At 68.2% G+C, this 18,384-nt stretch carries 13 protein-coding genes; 5 read left to right on the forward strand and 8 right to left on the reverse strand.

Annotated features, from left to right (window positions below; all coding sequences use genetic code 11):
• Positions 1–5: 5 nt before the first annotated feature.
• Genes RBB34_RS06925 through RBB34_RS06935 form a run of 3 tightly spaced genes read left to right on the forward strand, consistent with a single transcriptional unit; the run spans position 6 to position 5,852 of the window.
• Positions 6–944 carry a DUF58 domain-containing protein gene (locus RBB34_RS06925; RefSeq protein WP_306118465.1) on the forward strand — a complete coding sequence of 313 codons (939 nt, stop codon included), beginning with the start codon at positions 6–8 and terminating at the stop codon, positions 942–944.
• Complete coding sequence (locus tag RBB34_RS06930) at positions 944–3,766, forward strand: DUF4159 domain-containing protein (protein WP_306118466.1); 2,823 nt, start codon at positions 944–946, stop codon at positions 3,764–3,766. Before RBB34_RS06925 ends, RBB34_RS06930 begins: the two co-directional genes overlap by 1 nt.
• A 1-nt stretch (position 3,767) precedes the next feature.
• On the forward strand, positions 3,768–5,852 hold the full coding sequence (locus tag RBB34_RS06935) for a hypothetical protein (RefSeq protein WP_306118467.1): 2,085 nt from the start codon (positions 3,768–3,770) through the stop codon (positions 5,850–5,852).
• A 108-nt stretch (positions 5,853–5,960) separates the two neighbouring features.
• On the opposite strand, the gene RBB34_RS06940 is transcribed toward RBB34_RS06935, so the two are convergent.
• Positions 5,961–6,494 (reverse strand): N-acetyltransferase, encoded by a 534-nt coding sequence (locus RBB34_RS06940; protein WP_306118468.1) that lies wholly within the window; start codon positions 6,492–6,494, stop codon positions 5,961–5,963.
• Between the two features lie 243 nt (positions 6,495–6,737).
• Between RBB34_RS06940 and RBB34_RS06945 the strand changes: the two genes are divergently transcribed.
• Positions 6,738–7,778: a glutathione S-transferase family protein gene (locus tag RBB34_RS06945; protein ID WP_306118469.1), complete on the forward strand. Its 1,041-nt coding sequence runs from the start codon at positions 6,738–6,740 to the stop codon at positions 7,776–7,778.
• On the opposite strand, the gene RBB34_RS06950 is transcribed toward RBB34_RS06945, so the two are convergent.
• On the reverse strand, positions 7,715–8,203 hold the full coding sequence (locus tag RBB34_RS06950; RefSeq protein WP_346432531.1) for an NUDIX domain-containing protein: 489 nt from the start codon (positions 8,201–8,203) through the stop codon (positions 7,715–7,717). The two genes, RBB34_RS06945 and RBB34_RS06950, sit on opposite strands and share 64 nt — an antisense overlap.
• Positions 8,204–8,259: 56 nt before the next feature.
• Here RBB34_RS06950 and RBB34_RS06955 point away from each other — a divergent pair, with 56 nt between their 5' ends.
• Positions 8,260–9,177 carry a metallophosphoesterase gene (locus tag RBB34_RS06955; protein ID WP_306118470.1) on the forward strand — a complete coding sequence of 306 codons (918 nt, stop codon included), beginning with the start codon at positions 8,260–8,262 and terminating at the stop codon, positions 9,175–9,177.
• Here the strand turns inward: RBB34_RS06955 and RBB34_RS06960 are convergent.
• From RBB34_RS06960 to RBB34_RS06985, 6 genes are all read right to left on the reverse strand, one after another.
• On the reverse strand, positions 9,174–9,854 hold the full coding sequence (locus tag RBB34_RS06960) for a hypothetical protein (RefSeq protein WP_306118471.1): 681 nt from the start codon (positions 9,852–9,854) through the stop codon (positions 9,174–9,176). The genes RBB34_RS06955 and RBB34_RS06960 overlap by 4 nt on opposite strands.
• Before the next feature lie 121 nt (positions 9,855–9,975).
• Positions 9,976–10,632 (reverse strand): hypothetical protein, encoded by a 657-nt coding sequence (locus RBB34_RS06965; protein ID WP_306118472.1) that lies wholly within the window; start codon positions 10,630–10,632, stop codon positions 9,976–9,978.
• A gap of 128 nt (positions 10,633–10,760) precedes the next feature.
• A complete protein-coding gene (leuA, locus tag RBB34_RS06970; RefSeq protein WP_306118554.1) occupies positions 10,761–12,494 on the reverse strand; it encodes a 2-isopropylmalate synthase in 1,734 nt (577 codons plus the stop codon).
• A gap of 385 nt (positions 12,495–12,879) precedes the next feature.
• The gene (locus RBB34_RS06975; protein WP_306118473.1) at positions 12,880–13,827 is read right to left on the reverse strand and encodes a LysM peptidoglycan-binding domain-containing protein; all 948 of its coding nucleotides are present in this window, start codon (positions 13,825–13,827) and stop codon (positions 12,880–12,882) included.
• Positions 13,828–13,893: 66 nt separating this feature from the next.
• Entirely contained in the window at positions 13,894–16,068 is a 2,175-nt protein-coding gene (locus tag RBB34_RS06980; protein ID WP_306118474.1) for an anthranilate synthase component I, read from the reverse strand.
• 459 nt (positions 16,069–16,527) lie between these two features.
• Complete coding sequence (locus RBB34_RS06985; protein ID WP_306118475.1) at positions 16,528–18,207, reverse strand: formate--tetrahydrofolate ligase; 1,680 nt, start codon at positions 18,205–18,207, stop codon at positions 16,528–16,530.
• Between the last annotated feature and the right edge of the window lie 177 nt (positions 18,208–18,384).

Consider the following 18,384-nt stretch of genomic DNA (forward strand, 5'->3'; position numbering starts at 1 on the left):
GGCTGATGGCGACCATCGGGCACAAAAGCGCGCCGGCCACCAAGGCCCATACGCTTGAGCGGGCGCGCCATCGCGCCTCGCTGGTGCCCGACCTGCTGGTCGATGCGCGCCGTATCGCCAACACCGTCATGGCGGGATGGCACGGCCGGCGCAGGCGCGGCATCGGCGAGTCCTTCTGGCAGTACCGACCCTACCAGCCCGGCGAGACGCTGGCGCGGATCGACTGGCGCCGCTCGGCCCGCGATGACCACACCTATGTGCGCGATCTGGAATGGGAGGCCGCCCACACGGTCTGGATCTGGGTCGATCTGTCGCCTTCCATGCTGTTCCGTTCCAACGGCGCCCGCACCTCCAAGGAGGAGCGCGCCCTGATCATCGCCATCGCGATGGCCGATCTTCTGTCCTCGGCCGGCGAGCGCATCGGCTATCCCGGGCTTTTGCGCCCGCGCTCTTCGCGCAGCGGCGCCGAGCGGCTTGCCACCGCGCTGATCGGCAGCGATGTCGAGCAGGCGCCGGACTGGCCGGACCTGTCCATGGTGCGCCGCTATTCGGAAATGCTGGTGATCAGCGATTTCCTGCGTCCGATGGATGAGTGCTCGACCTTTCTGGACGAGATCGGCCGCCACGGCGCCCGCCCGCATCTGGTCGAGATCGCCGATCCGGCCGAAGAGGACTTCCCCTATCGCGGCCGCACCGAGTTCCTCGATCCCGAATCGGGCCAGCGCATCACCTCCGGCCGCGCCCAGGACTGGGTGGAAGAGTACCGCACGCTGCGTCGCGCCCGTCGCGCCACGCTGCGCCAGCGCACCCAGTCGCTTGCCGGCAGCTACACGGTCAGCCGCACCGACCAGCTCGCCTCGGAGACGCTGGTGCGCCTGCACGGCATGCTGACCGGCAATCCCGAAGAGGTCGCCTCCCTCGCCGCACCGGAGGTGTCCGCCTGATGGGTGCGATCGGCTTCGTCTATCCGGCCGTCCTGTTCGCGCTGGCGCTTTTGCCGCTGATCTGGTGGCTCTTGCGCTTGGTCCCGCCAAAGCCGCAGACAGAGCTGTTTCCGCCGCTGCGCATCCTTGCCCAACTGGTCAAGAAGGAGGAGACGCCCGCCAAGAGCCCCTGGTGGTTGACCGCCATGCGCCTGGCCCTGACCGCGCTCGTCATCCTTGCCCTTGCCCGTCCGCTGCTCAATCCCGACAGCGACCTGGCCGCCGGCGACGGACCGTTGCTGATCATGGTCGACAATGACTGGTCCACCGCGACCGACTGGGACGACCGGGTGCGCACGGCCGACGCGCTGATCCGTCAGGCCGCCAATCGGGGCCGGCCCGTGGCGCTCGCCTCCACCGTCGCCCCACCGACCCAGTCGGTGCAGCTCGACGATCCCGACGTGATTGCCGAGGCGCTCGCCGCGCTCGAACCGGTCGCCGGCCGCCCCGACCGGGCGCGCGCGCTCGACCGGCTCGTCGCCGCCGCCGAAAACAGCCAGACACCGGCGACGCTTGCCATCATCGACAACGGCCTGGCCGATGCGGGCGATGCAGCGTTTGCCCGGACGCTGGCGCGCGCCGAACTTGGCGAGATCGTGCGCTTTTCGGCCGGCCCCGGCGCCCTGACCGCGATCACCGCGGCCGACAACCGCACCGACGGGTTCGAGATCGTCCTCACCCGCACCGCCGCGGCGGACGAGACCGCCTCGCTTGCCATCTACGATGCCCGCGACCGGCTGCTCGGCCGCACGCAAGCGGCCTTCGAGGACGGCGCGCAGACCACCGTCGCCACCTTCGACATCCCGTTTGAATTGCGCAACGACGTCGCCAGCGTGCGCGTCGACGGCCAGTTCCACGCCGGTGCCGCGCACCTGCTCGACGAGAACAACCGCCGCCGCCGCGTCGCGCTCCTGACCGGGCTCGCCGGCGACGAGGCACAGCCGCTCCTGTCGCCGCTCTACTACATCTCGCGCGCGCTTTCGCCCTTTGCCGACCTGATCGAGCCGCGCACCGGCGACCTGTCCGTCGACATCCCCGAGATGATCGACCAGGGCCCGGCGATGATCGTCATGGCCGATATCGGCGTGCTGCCGGCCACCGCCGCCGCCCGGCTCGACGAATGGCTCGAGGCCGGCGGCACGCTTGTGCGCTTTGCCGGCCCGCGCCTTGCCGCCTCGGCCGGGGACGATCCCTATCTGCCGGTCGAGTTGCGCGCCGGCGAGCGCGAACTGGGCGGCGCCCTGTCCTGGACCGAACCGCAACCGGTCGCGCCCTTCGGCGCCGAAAGCCCCTTCGCCGGCCTGACCCCGCCGCGCGAGGTCACCGTCAACCGCCAGTTGCTGGCCCAGCCCGACGCCGATCTCGCCGACCGCACCTGGGCGAGCCTGGCGGACGGCACGCCGCTGGTAACCGGCGCGCGCCGCGGCGATGGCGCCATCGTGCTGTTCCATGTCACCGCCGAGGCGACATGGTCGAACCTGCCGATCAGCGGCACCTTTGTCGACATGCTGCGCCGCATCACCGATTTCGCGCGCAACACCGGGCCGGGCACCGCCGGCGGCACCGCCGCCATGGAGGATGCCGGCAGCCTGGCGCCGCTGTCGATCCTGCGCGCCGACGGCACGCTCGCCGCCCCGCCGCCCCATGTGCGGCCCTTCGATCCCGAGGACACCGACGCCCGGCCGGACTTCGAAAATCCCGCCGGTCTCTACGGCACGCCCGAAGGCTTCATCGCACGCAACCTGTTGGCCCGCGACGAGACGCTGACCCCGTTCGCCGCCGGGGCCGACGGCGCGGCTCCGGCCGCCCAGCCTCTGCTTGCCGAGGAGCAGGCCGATCTGAGCGGCTGGCTGTTCCTGGCCGCCTTCCTGATCCTGATCGCCGACACGCTCGCGGTGCTGTGGATCAATGGCCGGCTCAATTTCGAGCGCCCCGTGCGACCGGCCACCGCGGCCGGGCTGCTGCTCGCCATCGGCGGCGGCATGCTCGTATCCGGCGCCGGCCAGCCGGCCTTCGCCGACGACACGCGTCCGGGCGACGCGGCGATCCTCGACGCACTGGGCGAAACACGGATCGCCTATGTGCGCACCGGCAACGACACGGTCGACGAGGTCAGCCGCGCCGGCCTTGACGGGCTAAGCCGGTTTCTGACCACGCGCACCGCCTTCGAGCCGGGCGAGCCGATCGGCCTGGACATCGAGACCGACGAACTGGCCTTCTACCCGCTCATCTACTTTCCGATCAGCGTCGATGGCGACATGCCATCGGAAGCCGCGATCGCCCGCCTTGACGCCTACATGCAGGGCGGCGGCACGGTCCTGTTCGACACACGCGACCAGCTCGCCGGCTCGGTCAGCGCCGGCACCACGCCCGAGACCCGGCGCCTGCGCGACATCCTGGGCGGGCTCAACGTGCCCCCGCTCGAACCGGTGCCCGCCGACCACGTGCTGACGAAATCCTTCTACATTCTGGAAGCGTTTCCCGGCCGCTACGGATCGTCCCCGCTGTGGGTGGAAGCGCAGATCGTCGACGATGCGCCGACGGGCCGGCCGGTGCGCACCGGCGACGGCGTCACGCCGATCATGATCACCGGCAACGATCTCGCCGCCGCCTGGGCACTCGACGAGACGGGCCGGCCGCTGTTTCCGGTGTCGTCGGGCGATCCGCTGCAGCGCATCTACGCCTTCCGCACGGGCGTCAACATCATGATGTATATGCTCACCGGCAACTACAAGGCCGATCAGGTGCACATCCCCGCCCTGCTCGAACGGCTGGGGCAGTAGGATGGACACGCTCTCGCTCGCCTTCGATCCCCACCTGGGCTGGCCGTGGATCGCCCTCGCCGCCCTTGCCGCGCTCGCCCTTTCGGCGACGATCATCGCGATGGGCCTGCGCGGCGCCTGGCTGCGCGCCCTGGCCAGCGCGGCCCTGGTGCTCGCGCTCGCCAATCCCGTGCTCGTCAACGAGGAACGCGCGAGCCTTCCGACCACCGTGGCGATGGTGGTCGACAGCAGCCAGAGCCAGCGCCTTCAGGACCGGATCGCGACCACTGACCGCGCCGTCCAGGCGCTGACCGAGAGCTTCGCACGCCACGACCGGTTCGATCTGCGCATCGTGGAATCGGGCGCCGGCGCGGGCAACGAGAACACCGAGACGCGCCTGTTCGATGCGCTGCGCTCGGCCCTGCGCGACGTGCCGCCGGCGCGCGTCGGCGGCGCGGTGATGATCACCGACGGGCAGATCCACGACATCCCGGCCGACCTGTCCGAACTGGGTTTCGACGCACCGCTGCACGGTCTGATCACCGGCTCGGCCGACGAGTATGACCGCAAGATGCAACTGGTCGAGGCGCCGCGCTTTGCCATCGTCGGCGACGCGGTGGAACTGACCTATCGGGTCGAGGATCTGGGCGCGATGCCCGACAGCGCCGGCCGCGCCGTCGATGTCGAGGTGCGCCGCAACGGCGAAACGCTCAGCGTCGATCAGGCCATCGTCGGCGAGACCCTGTCGGTGCAGGTCACGCTCGACCGCGGCGGCGACAACATCATCGAACTGGCCGTCGACGAGATCGACGGCGAACTGACCGCCAACAACAACCGTGCCGTGCTGCGCATGGAAGGCATCCGCGAGAATCTGCGCGTGCTGCTGGTGTCGGGCGAGCCGCATTCGGGCGAGCGCACCTGGCGCAACCTGCTCAAGTCCGACGCCGCTGTGGACCTGGTCCACTTCACCATCCTGCGCCCGCCCGAAAAGCAGGACGGCACGCCGATCAACGAGCTTTCGCTGATCGCCTTTCCCACGCGCGAACTGTTCGTCGAGCGCATCGACGATTTCGACCTGATCATTTTCGACCGCTATCAGAACCGCAACGTGCTGCCGGTGCTCTATTACGACTACATCGCCCAGTACGTGCGCGGCGGCGGCGCGCTGCTGGTGGCCTCGGGCCCCGAATTCGCCGGGCTGAACTCGGTCGCCGCCACCCCGCTGGTCAGCGCCCTGCCGGCCATGCCGACAGGCGATGTCCGGGAGGCCGGCTTCTTCCCGCGCCTGACCGACGACGGCGTGCGCCACCCGGTCACCCGCGATCTGGAAGGCGCCGGCGACGAACCGCCGCAATGGGGCCGCTGGTTCCGCAATGTCGGCGTCACCGACATCGAGGGCACCACCGTCATGCGCGCCGGTAACGACGATCCGCTGCTGGTGCTCGACACCTTCGAGGATGGCCGTGTCGGGCTGATGCTGTCCGACCATGGCTGGCTGTGGGCGCGCGGCTTCGAGGGCGGCGGCCCGCATGTCGGCCTTTACCGCCGGCTGGCGCACTGGCTGATGAAGGAGCCCGACCTGGAGGAGGAGGCCCTGACCGCCCGGACCGAGGGCAACCGGCTGACCATCCGCCGCCAGACCATGGCCGAGACCGCCGCGCCGGTGACCGTCACCACGCCCTCCGGCGAGACGCTGCAGATCGATCTCATCGAACAGGAGCCGGGCCGGTTCGAAGCCGTGCTCGAAACCGACGAGATCGGCCTGTTCGCGCTGGCAGACGGCGATCTGACCGCCCTCGCCCATGTCGGCCAGATCGATGCGCCCGAATTCCGCGACATGATCTCGACCGCCGAGCCCCTGCGCGATTTCGTCGGCGCCTCGGGCGGCTCGGTGCGCCGGCTCGAGGCGGGCGGCGGAGCCAGCGTGCCGAACATCCTGCCCGTGCGCTCGGCCGCCGATGCGTCGGGCCGCGACTGGCTGGGCTTCAAGACCTCCGCCGAGACCGAACTGCGCGGCGTCGCCCGCCAGTCGCTGTTCTCCGGCTTTCTGGGTCTGGGGCTGATGCTGCTGGTCATTGCCTCGATGTGGTATCGCGAGGGACGTTAGGCGTCCGGCCGCCTTTGGCGTCGCCCGCCCCGCCCTTCGCCGTTTCCCCCGCCCGTCATCCCTCCTACGTTTGCGTGGGAGGGCAAAGAGGTGGCGGTTACACCAGGTTCAGGGAGAAGCCAGCGCGGGCGTGGTCGCCGACCGGCTTTCATGCATCACCATGCCAGCCAGTGCGCCCGGCGCCGCGTCACCCAGCGGATGCACGAGCAGCCGGCGCGGGTCGACCGGCCCCGGCAGGCGCACCGCCGAGGGAGCAAGGACAAAGCCGAGCGGGCCGTAATAGGGCAGATCGCCGACAAGCAGCACATAGCCGGCGCGAGTTTCCGCGGCCGCCGAGACTGCCTTGCGCGCCAGCGCGCGGCCGATGCCGCAATTCTTGTGGCCGACATCGACCGCCAGCGGGCCGAGCAGATAGCCGTGCTGCCCGCGCGCGCCGGTCGTCACCTGCGTCATGCGCACCGAGCCCAGCAGCCTGCCATCCGCGTCGAGCGCCACGAAGGACAGCGCCGGTTCGTGCGGGCCCTGCTCGCGCAGCCGAAAGGCCGCGCGCGCGAACCGGCCCGGCCCGAAGGCCTGCTCGTGAAGGACCTCGATCGCGGCGTGATGATGCGCTTGTTCGGGCGCGATGGAAAACTCGGTCATGGGAACGATCCGGATGGGACAGACAAGCACTTGCGCGGAGAGCCGTGGCGGCTTCCGCTTCATCGTCGCTGGCGTCGCGTCCGGTCGGGGCGGGTCATGGTGTCGAGCTAGCACCGCCCGGCGGAGCGGTAAAGCGGAAAAACCGGCCATCCGGGCCGCGGTGAACGGTGCGTTTGCCGCCGGAACGTTGATCCCGGGGCGCCGTTGCCACAATTAGCGGGCAACAGCGCAAGGAGAGTTGCAATGGGACTGCTGATCGACGGCGTCTGGCATGACAAATGGTACGACACGAACAAGACCGGCGGGCGCTTCGTGCGCAGCGACTCCGCCTTCCGCAACTGGGTCACCGCCGACGGCGCGCCCGGCCCGAGCGGCGATGGCGGCTTTGCGGCCGAGCCGGATCGCTATCACCTGTATGTGTCGCTCGCCTGCCCCTGGGCGCATCGCACGCTGATCTTCCGCAAGCTCAAGAAACTCGAGGATCTGATCGGCGTCTCGGTCGTCCATCACTTCATGGGCACCGACGGCTGGACCTTCGAGACCGAGGACGGTGCGTCGGGCGACGCCCTGTTTGGCGCCACGCACCTGCACAGGATCTACACCCGCGCCAAGCCCGACTATACCGGCCGCGTCACCGTGCCGGTGCTGTGGGACAAGAAGACCGGGACCATCGTCTCGAACGAGTCCGCCGAGATCATCCGCATGTTCAACACGGCCTTCGACGGGCTGACCGGGGACGAGCAGGACTTCTATCCCCAGGCGTTGCGCGATGAGATCGACGCGGTCAATGCGCGCATCTACGACACCGTCAACAACGGTGTCTACAAGTCCGGCTTCGCGACCACGCAGGCGGCCTATGAGGAGGCGGTCGGCCCGCTCTTCGACACGCTCGACTGGCTGGAGGCCCGTCTGTCAGGCCAACGCTACCTGATGGGCGAGACGCTCACCGAGGCCGACTGGCGCCTGTTCACCACGCTGGTGCGCTTCGATCCGGTCTATGTCGGCCATTTCAAGTGCAACATCCGCCGCATCGCCGACTATCCGAACCTGTCCAACTACACCCGCGACCTCTACCAGGTGCCCGGCGTCGCCGAGACGGTCGATCTGCGCCACATCAAGGGCCACTATTACGAGAGCCACGAGACGATCAATCCCACGCGCATCGTCCCCGCCGGCCCTGACATCGACTACGACGCGCCGCATGACCGCGACCGCTTCGGTCACCAGACCGGATCGGGCTCCGATCCCGACCGCCATTCGGCGAGCCGGCGCGCGGTTGCCTGAGTGATGTCTTCGGGCAGCGCCTCGAGCGCGAAGAAGCCGGCGGCCAGGATCTCGCGGTCGGCCGCCTTGGGCGCGGTCTGTACCGCGCCCTCGCAGACATAAAGGGCGACATGGTCGCGCACCGAGGCGGCCGGATTGAAGTAGAAGGCGTGGAGACGCAGCGGCGCGCCGAGGCTGACATTGGCCTCCTCGGCGATTTCGCGGCGCACGCAGTCGAGCGCCGTCTCGCCCGGCTCGACCCCGCCGCCGGGCAGGTGCCACCCGGCGACATAGCTGTGCTTGACCAGCAGCACGCGCCCCTCGCCATCGAGCACGATGGCGCGCGCGCCCAGCGTGACCGGACGTCGGACGAGAAACCACCAGTGCATGAGCCGGTTGCGCAGGGCCATCGCGCGCTTGTTGCGCGCCATCGCGCGCGCTGGCAAGCCCGCATTCGCAAAGGCGGTTTTGACACGCCACGAAAACCCCGTAGGTAGCGGGCATGGCGTTCAAGCTCGTGCACATCTCCGACATTCATCTGGGTCCGCTGCCGCGCGTGGAAATCCGCCAGCTTCTGTCCAAGCGCATCACCGGCTATGTCAATTGGCATCGCAACCGCGCCGCCGCCATGGGCGAGGAGACGCTGGCGCGCCTGACCGCCGCGATCGCGCGACACCGCCCCGACCATGTCGTGGTGACCGGCGATCTGACCAATCTGGCGCTCGAGGCCGAGATCCGCGCCGCCGCGCTGTGGCTGGAGGATCTCGGTCCGGCCGACCGCGTCTCGGTCGTCCCCGGCAACCACGATGCCTATGTGCGCGGCGCGCTCGACCGTGCCTTTGCAGGCTGGGCACCCTGGATGACCGACGACGAAGGCCGCGCGCCGCGTTCCAACGCGCAATTCCCTTTCGTGCGCGTGCGCGGCGATGTCGCCCTCATCGGCACGTCGAGCGCGGTGGCAACGCCCGCCTTCGTCGCCGCCGGCCGGTTCGAGGCCGACCAGGCCGAGCGCCTCGGCCGGATGCTCGACGAGACGGGACGGCAGGGCCTGTTCCGCGTCGTGCTCATCCATCACCCGCCGGTGCGCGGGGCGACCAAGCCGAGCAAGCGGCTCTACGGCATCGGCCGGTTCCAGCGCACGATCGCCGATCACGGCGCCGAACTTGTGCTGCATGGACACACCCACCTGCCCCAGCGCAACGCGATGGCCGGCCCTGCCGGCGTGCCGGTCCCGGTCATCGGCGTGTCGGCGGCCGGCCAGGCGCACAGCCATCACATGCCCGCCGGCGCCTTCAACGCCTTCGAGATCGAGCGGGCGGGCAATGGCTGGTCGTGTTCCATGAAGACCTGGTCGGCGACGACCGAGGCCGGCCCCATGGAAGTGACCGACAAGAGGACATTGTGGCCGAACCCGGCCTAGAGAAACTGATCGCGAAAGGCCAGGATCAGCACGCCGATGGCGATGAAGGTCAGAAGGAAGATCCAGCCATAGGTGCTCATGGCCGTCGTGCTTTCCCGACGGGCGGGCGTGGGCGGTGGTGGCGCGGCGGCAGGCTGCGCCGGAGGTGCCCGGTCGTCCTCGGCCGGCTCGGCGTCGCGTTCGGTCGCCTGCGCGGTCCGCCGCGGCTCGGACGCCCGCGCCTGCCGTGACCCGTCCTCGATGCCGGTGCGGAAGCTCACGATCTCGTCGGCGGCGAACGCCATTTCGCGCTCATGCAGCCGCTCGGCGATATACAGCGTGACGCGGTCGGCGATCGGACCGACCGACAGCGACTCGGCGAGCACGACCCGCCCGGCGCGCGTATCGCGCACGAAGCGGTAGGTGCGCCGGTCGCGCCCCATCATCACATGCGCCGTCGCATCGATCCACAGCCGCGGCTGCAGGCCCGACGAGATGGCGAAGTCGAAGCGCTCGTCGTCCAGCGGAACCTCGTCGAACACCGGCCGCAGCTCCTCGGCGAGGATCTGCAGCCGCGCGCGGTCGGCTTCCTTCATGTCGACGACGACATCGTTGCGGTCGGCGGTTGCGATCTTGACCTGCCGCACGGCGTCGACGAGCCGGCGGTCCTGGCTGTCGGTCACTGTGTCCCGGCCCATGGCGAACCTCGTGGCAGAGGAATTGGTTACCGGAAACCTAACAAGAATGGCTTGACAAAGCGAGCACGCAGTTGCGCGCGGTCGCAACGGTCGGGCGGGCCTTGCTTGCCCGCACGCGCGCTCAGCGCCAGACCAGGAACAGGATCACCGTGAGCAGCAGCATGATCGTCGCCAGCGCGAACCAGAAACGCTTGATGTTGCGTACGATGAACGGGCTCATGAGCGGGTCGTGATGGGCGCCCTTGCGCTTGAGCCGGCGCGAGGCGGGCAGCGGTTCGTCCTCGGCCACGCCATCGAGCTTGAACGCGCTGTCGGGCGCGCCGAAATCGACATGGCGGAGCACCGCGGCCGAACCATCGCCATTGGCGCCCGCCGCCTCCGGTCGCCCGGCCGCGCCGCGGCGAACATAGCTCGGCACGTAGGTCCCCTTGGGAATGGCGATTCGCACCGGCTCGTCTCTGCCCTCGCCGGCATAGAACGAGGCGAGATGCTCGCGCAGGCGCCCGGCCTGCACGCGCACGACCGCATCCATGGCGGGATCGAAATCGTCGTCCTTGCCGAACACGTCCTGGGCGATGGTGAACCCCTTCAGACGGCCGGCATCGCCGCGCTGCTCGGTTTCGACCAGATAGGACAGCAACGCCCTTGCCCGGTCCGCGCGAGCGAAGGTGTCGCTATTGACCGCGGCGTGCAGCGCCGCCTCGATCTCGGCCCTGCTGACCTGTGCGGGCGCGTCGCCCAGCGTTTCGTCCCCGAGTTCGGCTGCCTTGTATTGCACAGACCCTTTGCCAGACGGCCCCTGTTGGCTTGTTCTCGTCCATCATGCCGGGGCATGACGGGCGTTTATGCAATGTAGACTACAATGCTTAAGCGCAACAGCAAGCCAAAAGCAGCCTTGACTTAACGTCAGGTTGTAGCACGGACGCGGTTGACGGCGGCCACCACCGCCTCCAGCGAGGCGGCGACGATGTTCCTGTTGATGCCCACGCCGAACACGGTCCGGCCGTCATGCTCCATCTCCATGTAGCAGATGGCGGTCGCGTCCGAGCCCTGCTGCAGCGAGTGCTCCGAATAGCTCTTCACCGTCATGGCGATGCCGTAATGGCGCGCGATCGCATCGACGAAACCGTCGATCGGGCCGGTGCCGTGGCCGCGAATGCACACGCGGTCATTGCCGTCGGTCAGTTCGGCATCGACGATCCGGCCGTCCGGTTCGTCGGGGTCGGGCGCGGTGGTGTGGCTGACGAAACGGATGCGCGGCTGCGGCGGCGACACATAGGTGGCGATGAACTCGTCATAGATGCGCTGAGCGCTCAGCTCGGTGCCTTCCCGGTCGGTGATCGCCTGGATGATCTCGCGGAACTCGATCTGCAGGTTGCGCGGCAGGTTCAGCCCGTAATCGGCATGAAGCACATAGGCGATGCCGCCCTTGCCCGACTGCGAATTGATGCGGATGATCGCCTCGTAGGTGCGGCCCACATCGGCCGGGTCGATCGGCAGATAGGGCACTTCCCAGACCGCCATGTCGCTCTGCCGGATCGCCTTCATGCCCTTGTTGATCGCATCCTGATGCGAGCCGGAAAAGGCGGTGTAGACCAGTTCGCCCACATAGGGGTGACGCTCGGGCACCGCCAGCTGGTTGCAATGCTCGTAGACGTCGCGAATGCGGTTGATGTCGGAAATGTCGAGCTTCGGATCCAGCCCCTGCGTGAACATGTTCAGCGCCAGCGTGACGATGTCGACATTGCCGGTGCGCTCGCCATTGCCGAACAGCGTGCCCTCGACCCGGTCGGCGCCGGCCATCAGCGCCAGTTCGGTCGCAGCGATCGCCGTGCCGCGATCGTTGTGCGGATGCAGCGACACGATCAGGTTCTCGCGATTGTCGAGGTTCCGGCACATCCACTCGATCTGGTCGGCATGCACGTTCGGCGTCGACATCTCCACGGTCGAGGGCAGATTGATGATCAGCTTGTTGTCCGGCGTCGGCCGGACGATCTCGATCACCGCGTTGCAGATATCGAGCGCCACCTCCAGTTCGGTGCCGGTGAAGCTCTCCGGCGAATACTGGAAGCGGTAGCCGCCGCCGGCCCTGGCCGCCATGTCGGTGATCATCTTGGCGGCATCGGTCGCGATTTGCCGGATGCCGGCAACATCCTTGCCGAACACCACGCGCCGCTGCAATTCGCTCGTCGAGTTGTAGAAGTGCACGATGGGCCGGCGCGCGCCATCAAGCGATTCGAAGGTCCGCGTGATCAGTTCGGGCCGGCATTGCACCAGCACCTGCAGCGACACGTCGTCGGGCACGTTGCCCTCTTCCACGCACCAGCGCGCGAAGTCGAAATCGGTCTGCGAGGCGGAGGGAAAGCCGATCTCGATCTCCTTGAAGCCCATGGCGAGCAGCAGCGCGAACATGCGCGTCTTGCGCTCGTGGCCCATCGGCTCGATCAACGCCTGATTGCCGTCGCGCAGGTCCACCGAGCACCAGATCGGCACCCGGGTGATGGTCCTGTCGGGCCAGGTGCGGTCGGGCAGGTCGACCGGCGGATAGGGCCTGTACTTGCTGGCCGCGATCGGCATGCCGGCGGCACCCTTGGTGCCGGCCGCGCCCGCGCGCTCGGCCGTGTCGGCGCTCGCATTCATGGTGTGCTTGGTCATGGTCTTGTCCTTCGTCCGCCCCAGACGGCGGAAAACCCGTCTCGGGCGTGTGTGTTTCATTCGGTTGCGGATGTAAAGACGACCGGGCTGGCGCGTGCGGTTGGCCGCGCGATCGGCCACCGGGCGCCCTGTCGGACGTCAGGCCCGGCAGCCGCCGATAAGAAGGAGAAGGCCGAGATCGCGCGCGCGCGTCGCGCCGGCTGGTGCCGGAGCGGATGTGGCGCCGCCATGGGCGCGGATGCTGCAAGCGCAATTCATGGTCGAATGTGTAGGCGAGGATGATCGAGTTGGCAAGTCTGCGACGCGCGACGAAACGGCCGGGCGCACGCCCGGCCGCTCGGTTGGAGATGTCGCTCGGACAGCGCCCGCCTTACGGGTTGACTTCCTCGATGGACGTCACCTCGACGGTGCCGATGCCCTGCTGGCAGATCGAGACGTCGACCCGATTGCCGCGCACTTCGACATATTCTCCGGCGGTGAACGGGATGTCGTCGCTGACGATCGACCAAAGGTCGCCGTCCGGCGTGCGCAGCGTGTAGCATTCAACGCCCTGCCGCACGCGGCCTTCGAGCGCGATCCCGTCCCGGTCACGGTCGTCCTGGCGCGCGGTGACGTTGAAGACGCCGGACTTGTAGGTGAAGCCGCGGTCGGTATCGACGACGAAGATCAGATCCGCTCCGGGTCTGGCCCATTGCGGCACCCGCACCTCCGCGGCGACTTCACCGTCGGCGGCGACCCGGACCGACCTGATCGCGCGCCATTCCGATGCCTGCCGGCCAACGCCGATGGTGACGAAATCGCGCGGACGCAGGTTCCGCGCGCGCACCGTGACGATCGATCCGGCTGGCCCGCTCCGCGGCCGCACGCGCACCGTTGCGCCCATGTCGTCACCGGGAATGTCGATGACGTCACCGACGATCAGCCGGAAGGGGTTGATGTCTTCGTTGGCATTGATCAGTTCGATCAGCGAAACGCCCAGTGCCTGCGCGATGGAGGCGAGCGTGTCGCCCCGCTCGATGCGGTAGGTGTCGCCGGCGCGGCGGTCGCGGTCCCGCTCGCGATCCCGTCCGTCACCGGCCCGCGCCGTCAGGCGGATATCCTGGCCGACCTCGATGCGGTTGATGTTGTCGATGTCCGGATTGAGGTCGACAATGCGCGCCAGCGGAACCCGGCACTGCTGGGAAATGCGATAGAGCGTGTCGCCCGGTTCGACGATGTAGCTCGCGCCGCAGCGCGACTGAGCCGTGGCCGATGAGGCAAACGCAAGCCCGGCCGCCATCGCGGCGGCTCCGACCACCATGCGTGTTGCTTTGGACATGTCATGCTCCCGATCTGTCGTTGCGTGTGGGCGGCAACGGAAGCATGACGGCTTTGTTCCAACGGTTCAGCGCCCCTGCGCGGCCCGTACCACGTTCTCGATCATCTTCAGGCCGGCATCGCCGCCGAGCGTCATGATCGACTCGGGATGGAACTGCACCGCCGTCACCGGCTCGGTGCGATGCTCGATGCCCATGACCAGACCGTCCTCGGTCTCGGCGGTGACGACGAAGCCCTCGGGCAGCCGCACCGGATCGGCGAAGACCGAATGGTAGCGGCCCACCACGATCTCGCGCGGCAGTTCGGCGAAGACCGAACCGGGCTCGTGCACCCGGATGCGCGAGGGCTTGCCGTGCATGGGATAGTTGAGCTGGCGCAGCGTGCCACCATAGGCTTCGGTCAGCGCCTGCAGGCCCAGGCACACCCCGAACACCGGCAGGTCGCGGTCGCGCGCCCGCCGGATCGTCGCCTTGCAGTCGAAATCGGACGGCCAGCCCGGGCCGGGCGAGAGCACGATGAGCCCCGGCCGGTAGTCGTCGAAGGCGGCATCGGCCACCGGCGAGCGCACCGTGCGCACCTCCGCGCCGGTCTGGCGGAAATAGTTGGCCAGGGTGTGCACGAAGGAATCCTCGTGATCGACCAGCAGGATGCGCAGCCCCTCGCCGGGTCGGCCCCTGGTCGCCACGGCCGCAGCGGCATCGAGCCGGCCCGCCTCGCGGATCGCCGCCAGCATGGCCGAGGCCTTCAGTTCGGTTTCCTCTTCCTCCGCTTCGGGGTCGGAATCGAACAGCAGCGTCGCGCCCGCACGCACCGAGGCGATGCCGTCGCGGATGTGAATGGTGCGCAGCGTCAGGCCGGTGTTCATGTCGCCATTGAACTTGACCATGCCGATGGCGCCGCCATACCAGGCGCGCTGGCTCTTCTCATTGGCCTCGATGAAGCGCATCGCCCACAGTTTTGGCGCGCCGGTCACCGTCACCGCCCAGGCGTGGCTCAGGAAACCGTCAAAGGCATCCATGTCCTCGCGCAGCCGGCCGTCCACGTGATCGACCGTGTGGATCAGCCGCGAATACATCTCGATCTGGCGCCGGCCGATCACGCGCACCGATCCGGGTTCGCACACCCGGCTCTTGTCGTTGCGGTCGACATCCGAGCACATCGTCAGTTCGGATTCGTCCTTCTTCGAGTTGAGCAGCTTGAGGATCTGCTCGGAATCGGCCATCGCATCGGCGCCGCGCGCGATCGTGCCGGAGATCGGGCAGGTCTCGATGCGCCGGCCGGTGACACGCACGAACATCTCCGGCGAGGCGCCGACGAGGAACTCGTTGTCGCCCAGATTCATGAAGAACGAATAGGGCGCCGGATTGGTCTGCTTGAGCCGCCGCGCGATGGCCGAGGGCGCGGTCGTCACCCTTTCGTGGAACATGCGGCCGGGCACGACTTCGAACAGATCGCCGCGCGCGAACTTTTCGCGCGCCTTTTCGACCACTTTTGCATATTCGCCCGGCGCGTGATCGCCCGGCGGCGGGTCGCGGTCCGTCGGCCGGAACGGTGCGGCGACCGGTTCGCGGGCAATGCCCCGCGTCGTCCGGCCGGCGTGGTCGAAATCGTAGCAGTCGACCCATGCGCGCGCGGCGTGGTTGTCCACCACCAGGATCTCGTCGGGGAAGAACAGCACCAGATCGCGCTGGCCGGGATCGCGCGGCAGCCTCTCCGCGACCGGATCGAACTGGAAGGCGAGATCGTAGCCGAACGCGCCGAACAGGGCGAGATCGGCGTCCTCGGGCGAGGAGAAGTGCTCGACAATGGTGCGCAGCACGGAGAACACCGACGGCGCGCGCGACCGATCCTCCTCGGCGACGATCCGTGACGGCTCGGCGATGGCGATGTCGAGCGCATCCTCGCGGCGGACGCGTTCGGCGATATGCGCATGGCCGTCGAGCGCATCGGCGATCATCGCCACGAGCGGCGCGCCGCGCCCGTTGAGCGCGCTGATCGTCATGGCGCGCTTGCGCGCGGCGATCATCACCGGCGGGTCGACGATCGCCGTGTCCCAGCGCCGATACCGGCCCGGATATTCGTAGTTCGACGACAGCACCGCGCCGACGCGGTCATCGAGCGCGGTCATGGCCGCATCGATGGCGGTCGCGAAATCGGCCGGCCGCCGCCCGCGCCTGACCGCGACGCCACCGCGCGTCGTGTAGCGTTCGGCCGCCGATTCGTCCGTGCCGGTTGTGGTCATCGATCCCTCCATTCAGACCCGAAAAGGAAGACGGCCACAAAAAAACCGCCCTGCGGCTCCGGGCGGTTGTCGTTCATGCATAAAATGCGTGTGTGCCACCGCCTTATCGCGATGCCCACCACCATGCATTGTATGCCGCATTGTTCATGGACTTGACGTTAGCGGGCAGGCCCGGCCCTTGCAATCGAAATCTCGACGGATGACGGAAAGAAAGAGAGACCGGATCGGGCGGATTGATCCGGCCTCTCACCCGCCCGAAGGGCAGGCTCACAGGGCTGGTGTTAGCAGGGGAACCATGCCTGTGATCTCGTATAGGTTGATCGATAGGTAATATACAACTTCTGACATGTAAACCCTTCAAATCCCGCATCCGTGGATTTCGGTCAGCCCTTGTGGAAATCGGCAGGAATACACGTCCGGGCAGTGCCGGCCACCGTGTTCGGCCGCGCCGGTTTCCAATCAGAACAGCCCTTCGACCAGACCGGACGCGTTGAAGCGAATCACTTCGGCCGACGGCGTGCGCGGCAGGCCGGGCATGGTCATGATCGCGCCGGTGATGACGACGATGAAGCCGGCACCGGCGGCGAGCCGCACCTCGCGCACTTCCACCGTGTGGTCGGTGGGCGCGCCGCGCAGATTGGGATCGGTGGAAAACGAGTACTGCGTCTTGGCCATGCAGACCGGCAGATCGCCATGGCCCTGCGCCTCGAAGTCACGCAACTGGTCGCGAACCGCCTTGTCCGCCGTGACCTCGCCGGCGTGGTAGATGCGCCTGGCAATGGTCTCGATCTTTTCCCACAGCGGCATCGCGTCCTCATAGAGCGGCGCGAATCGGGCCTGGTCCGATTCGGCGATATCGACGACCCGCCGGGCGAGCGCCTCGGCCCCCGCCGAACCCTCCGCCCAGTGCCGGCAGACGATCGCCTCGGCACCCATCTGCTCGGCATAGGCGCTGACGGTCTCGAGCTCGGCCGCCGTGTCGGTGCCGAAATGGTTGATCGCCACCACCGAGGGCACGCCGAACCGGCGCACATTCTCGATGTGCCGGCCCAGATTGACGCAGCCGCGCGCCACCGCCTGCACGTCCTCGACGCCCAGGTCCTCCCTGGCGACGCCGCCATTCATCTTCAGCGCGCGCACGGTTGCCACGATCACCGCCGCATCGGGTTTCAGCCCCGCCTTGCGGCACTTGATGTCGAAGAATTTCTCGGCCCCGAGATCGGCGCCGAAGCCGGCCTCGGTGACCACATAGTCGGCCAGCTTGAGCGCACTGGTCGTCGCGATCACCGAATTGCAGCCATGGGCGATATTGGCGAAGGGCCCGCCATGCACGAAGGCCGGATTGTTCTCCAGCGTCTGCACCAGATTGGGCTGGATGGCGTCCTTGAGCAGCACCGTCATGGCCCCGTGCGCCTTCAGGTCGGCGCAGTATACGGGCGAGCGGTCGCGCCGGTAGCCGACGATGATCCGGCCCAGCCGCTCCTGAAGATCGTCCCTGTCCCTGGCAAGGCACAGGATCGCCATCACCTCGGAGGCGACGGTGATGTCGAAGCCGCCCTGGCGCGGAAAGCCGTTGGCGACCCCGCCAAGCGAAAGCACGATGTCGCGCAGCGCGCGGTCGTTCATGTCGACCACGCGCCGCCAGGCGATGCGGCGGACATCCAGGCCCAGCTCGTTGCCCCAGTAGATGTGGTTGTCGACCATGGCGGCCAGCAGGTTGTGCGCCGCCGTGATCGCATGGAAATCGCCGGTGAAGTGAAGGTTCATGTCCTCCATCGGCACGACCTGCGCCCGGCCGCCGCCGGCGGCTCCGCCCTTCATGCCGAAGCACGGGCCGAGCGAGGCCTCGCGGATGCAGATCGCCGCGCGCTTGCCGATGCGATTGAGCGCGTCGCCCAGCCCGACCGTTGTCGTCGTCTTGCCCTCGCCGGCCGGCGTCGGATTGATCGCTGTGACCAGGATCAGCCGGCCATCGGGCCGGCCCGCGAGCGAGGCGATGAAGTCGGAGGTGACCTTGGCCTTGTCGTGCCCGTAAGGCAGCAGCGCATCGGGCGGAATGCCGAGCCCGGCGCCGATCTCGGCGATCGGCTTCCTGGTCGCCGCGCGCGCGATTTCGATGTCACTGTCAAGCGCGATCATCACGGCCCCTCCCGTCCGGTTTTTGCGTTCTTTGACCACGGGTCGGGGGCAGGCCGCAATCGCGATTCGGCCCTTGGCTGGGCCAAATGCGACACGGTCGGGCTGTCGCGACGTCCCGCCCTGCCCGGCAAGGTGCAACCGTGCATGCTCGAACCTGCGTCATTGCCGGGCTTGTCC

It is taken from the genome of Roseitalea sp. MMSF_3546 (assembly GCF_030732865.1).
Classification (GTDB): Bacteria; Pseudomonadota; Alphaproteobacteria; order Rhizobiales; family Rhizobiaceae; genus Roseitalea.